At 61.5% G+C, this 12,401-nt stretch carries 10 protein-coding genes; 6 read left to right on the top strand and 4 right to left on the bottom strand.

What is annotated here, in order from left to right:
• Positions 1-98: 98 nt before the first annotated feature.
• The 4 genes from mdtD (at position 99) to yccS (ending at position 6,709) form a co-directional block, all read left to right on the top strand.
• Positions 99-1,526, top strand: a complete 1,428-nt coding sequence (gene mdtD, locus ACTJK9_RS06555) for a multidrug transporter subunit MdtD (RefSeq protein WP_039767988.1) — start codon at positions 99-101, stop codon at positions 1,524-1,526.
• A gap of 121 nt (positions 1,527-1,647) precedes the next feature.
• Positions 1,648-3,033 (top strand): ATP-dependent RNA helicase DbpA, encoded by a 1,386-nt coding sequence (gene dbpA / locus ACTJK9_RS06550; RefSeq protein ID WP_007959732.1) that lies wholly within the window; start codon positions 1,648-1,650, stop codon positions 3,031-3,033.
• Between the two features lie 151 nt (positions 3,034-3,184).
• Complete coding sequence (locus ACTJK9_RS06545; protein WP_440812972.1) at positions 3,185-4,363, top strand: NAD(P)/FAD-dependent oxidoreductase; 1,179 nt, start codon at positions 3,185-3,187, stop codon at positions 4,361-4,363.
• A 162-nt stretch (positions 4,364-4,525) separates the two neighbouring features.
• Positions 4,526-6,709, top strand: a complete 2,184-nt coding sequence (gene yccS, locus ACTJK9_RS06540) for a YccS family putative transporter (RefSeq protein WP_085611943.1) — start codon at positions 4,526-4,528, stop codon at positions 6,707-6,709.
• A 6-nt stretch (positions 6,710-6,715) separates the two neighbouring features.
• On the opposite strand, the gene ACTJK9_RS06535 is transcribed toward yccS, so the two are convergent.
• Complete coding sequence (locus tag ACTJK9_RS06535) at positions 6,716-7,453, bottom strand: substrate-binding periplasmic protein (protein WP_039767985.1); 738 nt, start codon at positions 7,451-7,453, stop codon at positions 6,716-6,718.
• Between the two features lie 255 nt (positions 7,454-7,708).
• On the opposite strand from ACTJK9_RS06535, the gene ACTJK9_RS06530 reads away from it, so the two are divergent.
• Positions 7,709-8,161 (top strand): GNAT family N-acetyltransferase, encoded by a 453-nt coding sequence (locus tag ACTJK9_RS06530; RefSeq protein WP_064599990.1) that lies wholly within the window; start codon positions 7,709-7,711, stop codon positions 8,159-8,161.
• A gap of 42 nt (positions 8,162-8,203) precedes the next feature.
• Here ACTJK9_RS06530 and ACTJK9_RS06525 read toward each other — a convergent pair whose 3' ends face one another.
• From ACTJK9_RS06525 to ACTJK9_RS06515, 3 genes are read right to left on the bottom strand one after another with little or no spacing between them, the layout of a single operon-like run.
• Positions 8,204-8,500 (bottom strand): winged helix-turn-helix domain-containing protein, encoded by a 297-nt coding sequence (locus tag ACTJK9_RS06525; protein WP_064380184.1) that lies wholly within the window; start codon positions 8,498-8,500, stop codon positions 8,204-8,206.
• Between the two features lie 24 nt (positions 8,501-8,524).
• Positions 8,525-9,016 (bottom strand): M48 metallopeptidase family protein, encoded by a 492-nt coding sequence (locus tag ACTJK9_RS06520; protein ID WP_440812968.1) that lies wholly within the window; start codon positions 9,014-9,016, stop codon positions 8,525-8,527.
• Between the two features lie 41 nt (positions 9,017-9,057).
• Positions 9,058-11,181, bottom strand: a complete 2,124-nt coding sequence (locus ACTJK9_RS06515; protein WP_064599992.1) for a putative bifunctional diguanylate cyclase/phosphodiesterase — start codon at positions 11,179-11,181, stop codon at positions 9,058-9,060.
• Positions 11,182-11,532: 351 nt separating this feature from the next.
• Between ACTJK9_RS06515 and ACTJK9_RS06510 the strand changes: the two genes are divergently transcribed.
• Positions 11,533-12,201, top strand: a complete 669-nt coding sequence (locus ACTJK9_RS06510; protein ID WP_011336318.1) for a polysaccharide lyase family 7 protein — start codon at positions 11,533-11,535, stop codon at positions 12,199-12,201.
• Positions 12,202-12,401: the final 200 nt, after the last annotated feature.

Genomic DNA, 12,401 nt, shown 5'->3' with positions numbered 1-12,401 from the left:
TTGATGTCGACTGATTTACCGCTTTCGCGAGCAAGCCCGCTCCCACATTGACCGTGCTCGACCATGGATATGCATTAACCCCAACCACAAGAGGTTCCATGCCCAACCGCCCGCCTCTCGACGCCATCACCGCCCGCTGGTTGCCATGGGTCGTCGCCATCGCTTTCTTCATGCAGTCCCTCGACGGGACTATCCTCAACACCGCCTTGCCGGCCATGGCCCGGGACCTGGCCGAAGACCCGCTGCGCATGCAGGGCGTGATCATCGCCTACATGCTCACCGTGGCCCTGCTGATCCCGGCCTCGGGCTGGATCGCCGACCGCTTCGGCACCAAGAAGATCTTCTTCGGCGCAATCCTGCTGTTCAGCCTCGGCTCGCTGCTCTGCGCCTTGTCGAGCAGCCTGAGCATGCTGATCGGCGCGCGCGTGATCCAGGGCCTCGGCGGTGCCCTGATGCTGCCGGTCGGACGTTTGGTGGTGCTGCGCGCCTACCCGCGCTCGGAACTGGTGCGGATCATGGGCTTCATCACCATTCCCGGCCTGCTCGGCCCGCTGATCGGCCCGACCATGGGCGGCTGGATGGTGGAATACCTGACGTGGCACTGGATCTTCCTGATCAACCTGCCGGTCGGCGTCATCGGTTGCTATGCGGTGTGGAAGTTCATCCCCGACCTGCGCGGCACCGAGCGCACGCGTTTCGATAGCCTGGGGTTCCTGCTGTTCGGCGCGGCGATGGTGCTGATCACCATCGCCATGGAAGGCCTCGGCGAACTGCACCTGCCGCACCTGCGAGTGATGCTGTTGCTGTTCGGCGGCATGGCCTGTCTGGCGGCGTACTGGCTGCGCGCCGGGCACATTGAAAACCCGCTGTTCGCGCCGTCGCTGTTCAAGACCCGCACCTTCGCGGTCGGCATCCTCGGCAACCTGTTCGCCCGCCTGGGCAGCGGCGCCCTGCCGTTTCTGGTGCCGTTGCTGCTGCAAGTGGCGCTGGGTTATTCGCCGTCCCAGGCCGGGATGAGCATGCTGCCGCTGGCGGCTGCGGCGATGGTCGCCAAATGGGGCGCGCGGCCGCTGATCGAGCGTCTGGGCTATCGCATCGTGCTGACCGGCAACACCCTGTTTCTGGGGATCATGCTGGCGAGCATGGGGCTGGTCAGCGAGCAGACGCCGTACTGGCTGCTGCTGTGCCTGCTGGCGGTTCTCGGGGCGATCAACTCGCTGCAATTCACCGCGATGAACACCGTGACCCTGATCGACCTCGACGACGCCAGCGCCAGCAGCGGCAACAGCCTGCTGTCGGTGGTGGCGCAGTTGTCGCTGAGCCTTGGCGTGGCGTGTGCCGGTGCGCTGCTCGGCGGCTTTACGGCGGAGATCGGCAACGATGGCGTCGAGACCGTGTTGGGCGCTTTCCAGCTCACGTTCGTGACCGTCGGGATCATGGCGATGCTGGCGGCGACCATTTTCTCGCAGCTCTCGAAAGAGGACGGACGGCGCGCCAAGCGCCGGGAGGAACACATCGAGCATTGACCGGGGTCTGCGTGGCGAGGGGACCGGCCCTCGTCACAGGCTTTGCGTTCGTCCAGAACTTTCGAGGAAAGTGGCCAGAGGCTGCTACACTGCGCGACATTTTGTTTTGCAGGCCAGTCCCGTGACCACCATCGCCACCGCTTTTAATACTTTGCCGCTGTCCGCCGCCATGCTGGCTAACCTCGACTCCCTCGGTTATGCCCAGATGACGCCGATCCAGGCGCAGAGCTTGCCGGTGATCCTCAAGGGGATGGACCTGATCGCCCAGGCCAAGACCGGCAGCGGCAAGACCGCCGCGTTCGGCATCGGCCTGCTGAACCCGATCAATCCGCGCTACTTCGGTTGCCAGGCGCTGGTGATTTGCCCGACCCGCGAGCTGGCCGACCAGGTCGCCAAGGAAATCCGTCGTCTGGCCCGTGCCGAAGACAACATCAAGGTCCTGACTCTGTGCGGCGGCGTGTCGTTCGGCCCGCAGATCGGCTCGCTGGAGCACGGCGCGCACATCATCGTCGGCACCCCGGGCCGCATCCAGCAACATCTGCGCAAGGGTTCGCTGGTCCTCGACGGCCTCAACACGCTGATCCTCGACGAAGCCGACCGCATGCTCGACATGGGTTTCTACGACGCCATCGAAGACATCATCGAACAGACCCCGGCCCGCCGTCAGACCCTGCTGTTCTCGGCGACCTACCCGGTGGGCATCAAGCAGCTGGCGTCGAAGTTCATGCGTGATCCGCAAACGGTGAAAGCCGAGGCGTTCCACGACGACACCCAGATCGAACAGCGCTTCTACGAGATTTCCCCGGAAGAACGCATGAGCGCGGTGACCAAGGTCCTGCACCACTTCCGTCCGGCCTCCACCGTGGCGTTCTGCTTCACCAAGCAGCAAGTGCAGGAAACTGTCGATCACCTGACCTCCAAAGGCATTTCCGCCGTCGGCCTGCACGGCGACCTGGAACAGCGCGACCGCGATCAAGTACTGGCGATGTTCGCCAACCGCAGTACTTCGGTACTGGTCGCCACTGACGTTGCCGCCCGTGGTCTGGACATCGATGCACTGGACATGGTGATCAACGTCGAACTGGCCCGCGACTCGGAAATCCACATTCACCGCGTCGGCCGTACCGGTCGTGCCGGCGAGAAAGGCATCGCGGTCAGCCTCGTTGCGCCGTCCGAAGCGCACCGCGCGCAAGCCATCGAACAACTGCAGAAAACCCCGCTGAACTGGGATCAGGTGGATAACCTCAAGTCCCAGGGCGGTGCCCCGCTGCAACCACCGATGAGCACGCTGTGCATCGCTGGCGGCCGGAAAGACAAGGTACGTCCGGGCGACATTCTTGGCGCACTGACCGGTGAGGCCGGGATTCCGGGCGCTCAGGTCGGCAAGATCGCGATCTTCGACTTCCAGTCCTATGTAGCCGTTGAACGCACCGTGGTCATGCAGGCGCTGCAGCGCTTGAACAACGGCAAGATCAAGGGCCGTTCGCTGCGCGTTCGGGTCTTGTAAACGATCTACCATCCAAAGTAGATCCTTGTGGGAGCGGGCTTGCTCGCGAAAGCGGTCACTCAGGCGACATAAGTGTCAACTGACACACCGCCTTCGCGAGCAAGCCCGCTCCCACAGTTTGTTTTGTGGTGAACAACGTGAGGACACCGTTTTGCGCTCTACCGAAGTCGTGATCATTGGCGCTGGCGCCGCAGGGTTGATGTGTGCACTGACCGCCGCGGGGCGCGGGCGTCAGGTGTTGCTGCTCGACCACGCGAACAAGGCCGGCAAGAAAATCCTGATGTCCGGCGGTGGACGCTGCAACTTCACCAACATGTACACCGAGCCGAGCAATTTCCTCTCGCAGAATGCGCATTTCTGCAAATCCGCGCTGGCCCGCTACACCCAGTGGGATTTCATCGGCATGGTCGCCAAGCACGGCGTGCCGTATCACGAGAAGAAACTCGGCCAACTGTTCTGCGATAACAAATCCAGCGACATCCTCGGCATGCTGCTGGACGAGTGCGATCAGGTCGGCGTCAACCTGCACCTCGACACCTCGATCCAGACCATAGAGAAAATCGAGGGCGGTTACCTGCTCGACACGACTCTCGGCCAGATCCAGTGCCAGTCGCTGGTAATCGCCACCGGCGGCCTGTCGATCCCGACGCTGGGCGCGACCGGTTTCGGATATCAGGTCGCCAAACAGTTCGGCCATGAACTGCTCCCGACCCGCGCCGGTCTGGTGCCGTTCACCATCACCGATCAGCTCAAGGACTTGTGCACCGAGCTGTCCGGCACCTCGGTGGATTGTCTGGTCAGCTGCAACAACCAGAGCTTTCGCGAGAACATCCTGTTCACTCACCGTGGTCTGAGCGGGCCGGCGATTCTGCAGATTTCCTCGTTCTGGGAGCCGGGCGACACGGTCGAGATCAACCTGCTGCCCGATCACGACGCCGCGAGCTGGCTGCAACAGCAAACCGCCGAGCGTCCGAACAGCGAACTGAAAACCCTGCTCGGCGAAATCTTCACCAAGAAGATGGCCAACCTGCTGGCGGACAACTGGTTCGTCTCCAAACCGATGAAGCAGTACACCCATGCCGAACTGGCGGACATCGCCGAAAAGCTCGGCAGCTGGAAAGTCGTCCCGGCCGGCACCGAAGGTTACCGCACCGCCGAAGTGACGCTGGGCGGCGTCGACACCCGCGAAGTGTCGTCCAAGACCATGGAGTCGCTGAAAAGCCCGGGCCTCTACTTCGTTGGTGAAGTGCTGGATGTCACCGGGCATCTGGGCGGTTTCAACTTCCAGTGGGCCTGGGCCTCTGGCTACGCTGCCGCGCAGTACGTCTGACCCAAAGCCATACACAAAACCCTGTGGGAGCGGGCTTGCTCCCACAGTGGTGTGTGGTGCATGAAAGGAACACTTTTTGCTGTCAGATGTGATCGGCGCCATTGCGTCGGCGTCATTACTGGCTCAATTTAGCGGCATCGCCTCGGAAGGCCTTCGCACTTCATGTCCTCGACCTCGTTTCGTCAGTCTTTGCGGCGCCTGTGGGCGCTGGATAAATTCAGCTACAGCGTGCGGGTATTCATCGCCCTGACCGGCAGCATGGCGCTGTGCTGGTATCAGGATGAAATGGGGCTGCTGATCCCGCTGTTCCTCGGGATTATCGCCAGCGCCCTGGCCGAGACCGACGACAGTTGGCAGGGCCGCCTCAACGCACTGGCGGTGACGCTGGTGTGTTTCAGTGTCGCGGCGCTGTCCGTGGAATTGCTGTTCCCCTACCCCATCGTGTTCGTCATCGCGTTGGCACTGGCCAGTTTCAGCCTGACCATGCTCGGCGCGCTCGGCGAACGTTACGGGGCGATTGCTTCGGCGACGCTGATTCTTTCCGTCTACACCATGATCGGCGTGGATCAGCGCGGTGGCGCGGTCACGGATTTCTGGCACGAGCCGATGCTGCTGGTGGCCGGCGCCGCGTGGTACGGCCTGCTGTCGGTGCTGTGGCAGGCGATGTTTTCCAATCAGCCGGTGCAGCAGAGTCTGGCGCGGCTGTTCCGCGAACTCGGCTATTACCTGAAGCTGAAATCCTCGCTGTTCGAGCCGATCCGTCAGATGGACGTCGAAGCACGGCGACTGGAGCTGGCCCAGCAAAACGGCCGGGTCGTCGCAGCCCTGAACAGCGCCAAGGAAATCATCCTGCACCGGGTCGGCAACGGTCGTCCGGGCTCGAAAGTCAGCCGTTACCTGAAGCTGTACTTCCTCGCTCAGGACATTCACGAACGCGCCAGTTCTTCGCACTACCCGTACAACGCCCTGGCTGATGCGTTTTTCCACAGCGATGTCTTGTTCCGCTGCCAGCGCCTGCTGCGCCAGCAAGGCAAGGCCTGCCGGGCGCTGGCGGAATCGATCCAGATGCGCCAACCGTTCACCTACGACGCGAGTTTCGCCGAAGCCCTGAGCGACCTGCACGCCTCCCTCGAACACCTGCGCATCCAGAGCAACCCGGCCTGGCGCGGACTGCTCCGTTCGTTGCGCGCACTGGCGGCCAACCTCGGCACCCTCGACCGTTTGCTCAGCGACGCCAGCAACCCCGATGCCCTGGCAGATGCCACCGACAGCAGTCTGCTTGACCGCTCGCCGCGCAACTTCAAGGACGTGTGGATTCGTCTGCGCACGCAGCTGACGCCGACCTCGCTGCTGTTCCGCCATGCCCTGCGCTTGCCGCTGGCGTTGAGCATCGGCTACGGCATGGTGCACCTGATACACCCGTCGCAGGGTTACTGGATCATCCTCACCACGCTGTTCGTCTGCCAGCCGAACTACGGCGCCACCCGGCGCAAACTCGGCCAGCGGATTTTCGGCACGGCGATCGGCCTGACGATTGCCTGGGCGCTGTTCGATCTGTTCCCAAGCCCGCTGGTGCAGTCGTGCTTCGCCATCGCCGCCGGCGTGGTGTTCTTTACCAACCGCACCACCCGCTACACCGTGGCCACCGCCGCGATCACGATCATGGTGCTGTTCTGCTTCAACCAGGTCGGTGACGGCTACGGGCTGTTCGTGCCGAGACTGTTCGATACCTTGCTCGGCAGCCTGATTGCGGGGCTTGCGGTATTCCTGTTCCTGCCGGACTGGCAAGGTCGGCGCCTGAACAAAGTGCTGGCCAACACCCTCACCTGCAACAGCATCTACCTGCGCCAGATCATGCAGCAATACGCCGCCGGCAAGAGCGACGACCTCGCCTATCGCCTGGCCCGGCGCAACGCGCACAACGCCGACGCCGCACTATCAACAACCCTGGCGAACATGCTGATGGAGCCGGGGCATTTCCGGAAGGAAGCCGATGTCGGCTTCCGCTTCCTGGTGCTGTCGCACACCTTGCTCAGCTATCTGTCAGGCCTCGGCGCGCACCGGGAAACCCAACTGCCGGCGGAAGTGCGCGAACACCTGATCGACGGCGCCGGGGTGAGTCTGGCGTCGAGCATCGATGAGATCGCCCAGGGTCTGGCGAGCAAACAGCCGATTGCCATTCAAAGCGATGAGGAAGAAGCGCTGGCCAATGAGCTGGAGCAGATGCCGGACGAAATCGACGAAGGCCAGCGACTGGTGCAGACGCAACTGGCGCTGATCTGCCGCCAGCTCGGCCCGTTGCGCACGCTGGCGGCGCATCTGATCAAGGACACAGCCGAAGATTGAGCCGCCTCACATCCCGTGCTGCCTGAGCAACTTGTCATAGCTGCCATCGGCCTTCATCGATGCAATCGCCTTGTCGAACCCGGCCACGATCTGTTCGTGCTGCGGGTTCTTCAGGCTGACCAGAATATGCAGGCTGTTCTCGCTCAGCGGCTTGGGCAGAAACTCCACCGCGTTACGTACCTTCTGTGATTCCCGGGCCAGGTAATAGCGGGCCACGTATTCGTCTTCCAGGGTCAGCTTGACCCGGTCCGCCGCGAGCATGCGCACGGCCATGGCGAAGTTATGCACAGGGACTTTCTGCAACGCGGTGTCGGCATCGAACGGCGCCGAATAGGCATAGCCGCGCACTACCGCAACCGGATAGGTGTGCAGTTCCTGCAGGTTGTTGTATTCGATGGGCGCGTCTTTGCGCTTGAGGAAGCGCACGCGATTGAGCAGGTACTCGGCGGAAAACTGCCCGATCTTCGTGCGCTCGTCGTTGTACCAGGCGTTGACCAGCACGTCGTAACGCCCTTCGCCAACACCCAGCAACGCCCGCGCCCACGGCACCTGCTCATAACCGCTGGCATAACCGGCACGGGCCAGGGCCGTGCTGACGATGTCGGTCGCCAGCCCACCGTTGACCAGCGTGTCATCGGTAAAGGGCGGCCAGACGTCGAACACCAGACGCAATTTCTCCGCTGCCGCGCTTTGACCCAGCAACAGCAATCCGATCAAAGCAAAGGCTCGATGCAATCGCGGCATGCTTGAAAATCCTTAGCGGGCGGGCCGCCCGGCGTGTTTTCAGTCAAAACCCCAAGGCCCTTTACGGCGAATCCCAGGCCCTAACCTTAGCTCATTGAAGCCATTGCACAGTGCTTCCCAGCAGATTACACAAAGTACGGCGAGCCGCGATATTGGAATGATGGCATTTTGGCCTTTGTCACAGATTTCTCAGCCATACAGACATATTTCGGCGGGACGCTTAGTATCGGGCGACGTTGTTCAAGGAATCGGAAGATGACAATCGAGTGGGTCTGCAAACATCACAGCGATCTGGGACTGGAGCAGCTGTACGCCATCTTGAAATTGCGCTCGGAAGTGTTCGTGGTCGAACAGCGCTGCGCGTACCTGGATCCGGACGGTCAGGATCTGGACGGTGACACCTGCCATTTGATGGGCTGGGACGATGATCAACTGGTGGCGTACCTGCGCCTGCTGGACCCGGAATCCCAGGGTGGCGACGTGGTGATCGGCCGCGTGCTGACCGCGCCGGCCGGGCGTGGCAAAGGGTTGGGGCATGAAATGATGGAGCAGGCGCTGAAACAGGCGCAGAAGCGTTGGCCTGAAGTGCCGATCTATCTGTCGGCGCAGGCGCATTTGCAGGGGTATTACGGGCGGTATGGGTTTGTGGTGGCGGGTGAGGAATATCTTGAGGATGACATTCCGCATATTGGTATGCGGCGGTCTTGAGATTTCCCCTTCGCGGGCTTGCCCGCGAAGGCTCTGCTGAGGTCAGGGATACTCGAGAACAGCCTTGATCTGCCGCAAATTCCGCTCGATCCACCCCCGATCAATCGCCCCCCAGTCGCGAATCCGATAGCGCCCCGCATGATTGCGCGCGCCCTCTTCCTGTTCGAACTCACAGACGATATCCAGATCCGCCAGCGCCGCAATCGTGTCCTGCGCCGTACGCCGGGGCATGCCGGTGACCTCGGTCAACGCCGGCACGCTGCTGGCCAGGCCGCTGTCGATAAGGTACGCCACGTACAAGCGCCGGTAGAAACTGCTCTTGGTCTTGCTCACGTCCATGCATGCGCTCCGTTGTTTGATGTCTTATTGCATGTCCCGCCACGTCAGGTACACCCGCAGGTCGAACTCGACCTGGTGGTAGCCCGGCAGCATGTGCTCACATAACTTATAGAACGCCTTGTTGTGATCCGACTCCTTGAAGTGCGCCAGCTCGTGCACGACGATCATCTTCAAAAACTCCGGCGCGGCGTCCTTGAACAGCGAGGCGATGCGAATCTCTTTCTTGGCCTTGAGCTTGCCGCCCTGCACCCGCGACACCGTGGTGTGCAGGCCGAGGGCGCGATGGGTCAGGTCGAGGCGGTTGTCGAACAGCACCTTGTCAATGGCCGGGGCGTTGCGCAGGTATTCCTGCTTCAAGTCCAGCGCGTAGCCGTACAACGCCTTGTCGCTCTGCACATCGTGGCGGCCCGGGTAGCGTTGGCTCAGGTAATCACCGAGGCGTTTGTCGGCGATCAATTGGCGCACCTGATCCTGCAGATTCGCGGGATAGGCCTGGAGGTATTTCAACGCAGTCATGGGGCGGCACGGGTCATGAAAAGGCCGCCAGTGTAGCGAATTCAACCGGCCAACGCGCTCCAGTCGAACGGCTCGGTAAAGCGTGCGGTGTCCTCGGCGACCAACGGCCGCGCCACCAGGAAGCCTTGCACGTACTGACAACCATGGGCTTGCAGCCACTGGTATTGCTCGACGGTTTCCACGCCTTCGGCAATCACCAGCAAGCCGTATTCCTTGCATAAGTCGATGACCGTGCGCACCAGTGAAGCGTCGCGGGACGAGTCCGGCAATCGGGCGATCAGGTGGCGATCGAGTTTGAGGGTATCCAGCTCCAGATCGCGCAGATGCGCCAGCGAGCAGGCGCCGGAACCGAAATCATCCAGCGCCACCCGCACCCCGAGATTGCGCAGCAGCTTCAGCTGCTTGCGGGTCTCGTCCGGGTTGACCGTCAGCGCCTCTTCGGTGACTTCCACTTCCATCTGGTGCGGCTGCAAACCATGGCGCTCCAGCACCTGGCGCAATTCAGTCACCAGATTCGGCAGGCCGAACTGAGTGTTGCTCAGGCTCACGCCGATCACCAGATCCTTGGAGAACTCGGCCTCCCACGCCTTACGCTGCCCGGCGCTGCGGTGATAGATCCAGCTGCCGAGGCGGCTGATCAACGTCGCCTCTTCCAGCAACGGCAAAAACAACCCCGGCGGTACGTCGCCGACGCTCGGGTGCTGCCAGCGCAGCAACGCCTCGAAACCACGAACGCGACCATCGCCAATGGCCACCTGCGGCTGATACACCAGATTGAAATCGCGGTTCTCGATGGCATTACGCACGCTTTCTTCCAGCATCAGCCGCGACCGCGCGCGGCCGTTCATTTCATGATCGTAGAAGCGATATTGCTGACGACCAGCCCGCTTGGCCTCGTACATGGCGATGTCCGAGGCGCGCAGCAAACCGTCGAGATTGTTGCCGCAATCCGGGTAAGTGGCGATGCCGATACTCGCACCCAGCGCAATATCCAGCCCTTCAATCTGCTGACAGATCGACACCCGCTCGATGAGCTTCTCGGCGATCTTCGCCGCTTGCTCGGGGAATTCCAGATCCAGCAGCGCGGTGAACTCGTCACCGCCCATCCGCGCCAGAATGTCGAACGGCCGCAGGCAGGCTTTCAATTGTTCGGAGACCCAGCGCAACACCCGGTCCCCGGCATCATGGCCGAGGGAATCGTTGACCCTTTTGAAGCCGTCGAGATCGAGGTACATCAACACCCAACTGCTGTCCGTGCGCTCGCCGCGCAACAGCAGGTTTTCCACAGTCTGGTAAAAACCCCGGCGATTGAGCAGCCCGGTCAGCGGGTCGGTGACCGCCTGAAATTCCAGCTGTTGATGCAGATGACGCACCACCGACATGTCCAGCACCGTCACCACCATCGCGTGCTGTTCACTCGGCAGCGGCGCACAGGACAAGGCCACCGGCACCTGCTGCCCCGGTGCGGTTCGTAGCGATGCATCGTGTAGACGCAGCGTCTCGCCACGTTTGTAACCGGCGTAAAACTCGGAATCGGCCCACAGCGGAATATGCGGTTTCTGCAGGTAATCGAGAAACTCCTGCCCTTCCAGCTCCTTCACCGGCGCATTGAGCAACCGGGAAATCGCCGGATTGGCGAAGCGGATCAAGCCATCCTCACCCAACACCAGAATCCCTTCGGCAGCGTTATCCAGCACCGAAGCATTGAAGGCCCGCGCCGATTCCAGATCCTGACTCAAGCGCTGCAAGGCCCGGCGATTGCGCTGGTGTTCCAGCAGCGCCTGGACTTTGGGTTTGAGAATCTGCGGATCGAAGGGTTTGAACAGGTAATCCACCGCCCCGCTGGCGTAACCCTTGATCACGGCGTCCTGGGACTGCTCGTTGGCGGTGAGGAAAATGATCGGGGTCAGGCGCGTGCGCTGACTGCCGCGCATCAGCCGCGCGACTTCGAAACCGTCCATGCCCGGCATCTGCACATCCAGCAGCACCAGGTCGATGTCGTGTTCGAGCAACAGGTTGAGGGCTTCGTAACCGGAAGCGGCAGTCAATACCTGCCAGTCCTGGCGCTGCAGCAACGCGCGCATGCTGATCAGGTTTTCAGGGTAATCATCGACGATCAAAAGGACTGAGCTGCCTTCACCTGGCTGGGGTTGCGCGCATTCCATGCTGCTTCTCTTGTCGGGACAACTCGTGTCGGGGCATCTCGGGTCAGTGTTCCGGGCGGCTTCTCGTGAAAACCGTACAGTCACCGAGTCTTCACTCTAGTCCGGGATCTGTAAAAGCAATAGCTGTCATCCAGCCATCATTTAAACAAACCAGCAGGCAGCCGACTAACGGTCACCGCTGAAGCCCCCGAAAACCGGGAAAGGTGGCATTTCGACAGGATGTTGACGCCAATCATCTGCCGGACGGCCATTAACAAAAAATCCCTCTACGCTTATAAAGGCCGCCCCCAAGAGGCGCGGGCTAGAGCTTCTGGCACGCGCGTGCAAGAGAAATAGAGTGGAAGAACCGACATGATCGACCTCGCAACCTGGAACCTCAGCGTTCCCGTTGGCAGCCCGCCCTACACCGTCGAAACCTCCAAACTGGTGAACGGCTTCAAGGATCAGTACTTCCATTCCGACACCGGCACCCTGTTCTTCTGGTCGCCGGTGACCGGCTCGAAAACCGAAAACGCCATCTACCCGCGTACCGAACTGCGTGAAACCTACAGCAACGGAACATTGCGCAACTGGTATTACCCCGACGCCGACAACCTGCTGCGCGCGACCCTTTCGGTCAACAAGGTGCCCAGCTCGGGCAAGATCGTCATCGGCCAGATCCACGCCTACGAAAGCCAGAAGCCGATGCTCAAGCTTGAGTACCAATACAAAGAAAAAACCGAGACCGGCAACCTGGTGATCAAACTGCGCACCCATCCGGATCAGGACGAAAGCCGCGTCATCACCCTCGCCACCGGGATCAAACTCAATCGCGAGTTCAACTACCTCATTCACCTGAGCCCCGGCGGTGCACTGGGCGTGAGTGCGGCCGGGTATCAGTGGGATTCGCAGATCAGCGCGACGTGGCGGAACAAGCCGCTGTACTTCAAGGCGGGCGTGTATGTGCAGGACAACACCGGGTACACCAGCGAGGGTGGGCAGGTGACGTTCAGCAAGCTGGATATCGATCACGATAAATAGCAGCCGCGCGACCGTTTAAGGCTTCTGTTTAAAGGCAGTGCGCGTAACGTCCCGAAGCCTACAACGGCTTGCGTCACGGCCTACCGGTACGCCAGAATCCGCCGGCTTGTGCGCCTGGAGGGCCATCGGTAACTTGATTCGGGTCACTGATTCGCAGTGATCGGGTTTAGTAGCCCGTGGCTTCGAGCTTGTGCACAAGC

Origin of the sequence: Pseudomonas sp. 22082 (genome assembly GCF_052046055.1) — a bacterium.
In the GTDB taxonomy this organism is placed as follows: domain Bacteria; phylum Pseudomonadota; class Gammaproteobacteria; order Pseudomonadales; family Pseudomonadaceae; genus Aquipseudomonas; species Aquipseudomonas pharyngis.
Note: the sequence above shows the minus strand (reverse complement) of the source record. Positions and strands in the feature narration are given on the sequence as shown.

Excerpts from the sequence above, each read along its gene's own strand:
- yccS (WP_085611943.1), top strand. The coding sequence starts at position 4,526 with ATGTCCTCGACCTCGTTTCGTCAGTCTTTGCGGCGCCTGTGGGCGCTG.
- ACTJK9_RS06535 (WP_039767985.1), bottom strand. The coding sequence starts at position 7,453 with ATGCCGCGATTGCATCGAGCCTTTGCTTTGATCGGATTGCTGTTGCTG.
- ACTJK9_RS06515 (WP_064599992.1), bottom strand. The coding sequence starts at position 11,181 with ATGGAATGCGCGCAACCCCAGCCAGGTGAAGGCAGCTCAGTCCTTTTG.
- ACTJK9_RS06530 (WP_064599990.1), top strand. The coding sequence starts at position 7,709 with ATGACAATCGAGTGGGTCTGCAAACATCACAGCGATCTGGGACTGGAG.
- ACTJK9_RS06520 (WP_440812968.1), bottom strand. The coding sequence starts at position 9,016 with ATGACTGCGTTGAAATACCTCCAGGCCTATCCCGCGAATCTGCAGGAT.
- mdtD (WP_039767988.1), top strand. The coding sequence starts at position 99 with ATGCCCAACCGCCCGCCTCTCGACGCCATCACCGCCCGCTGGTTGCCA.
- ACTJK9_RS06525 (WP_064380184.1), bottom strand. The coding sequence starts at position 8,500 with ATGGACGTGAGCAAGACCAAGAGCAGTTTCTACCGGCGCTTGTACGTG.
- ACTJK9_RS06510 (WP_011336318.1), top strand. The coding sequence starts at position 11,533 with ATGATCGACCTCGCAACCTGGAACCTCAGCGTTCCCGTTGGCAGCCCG.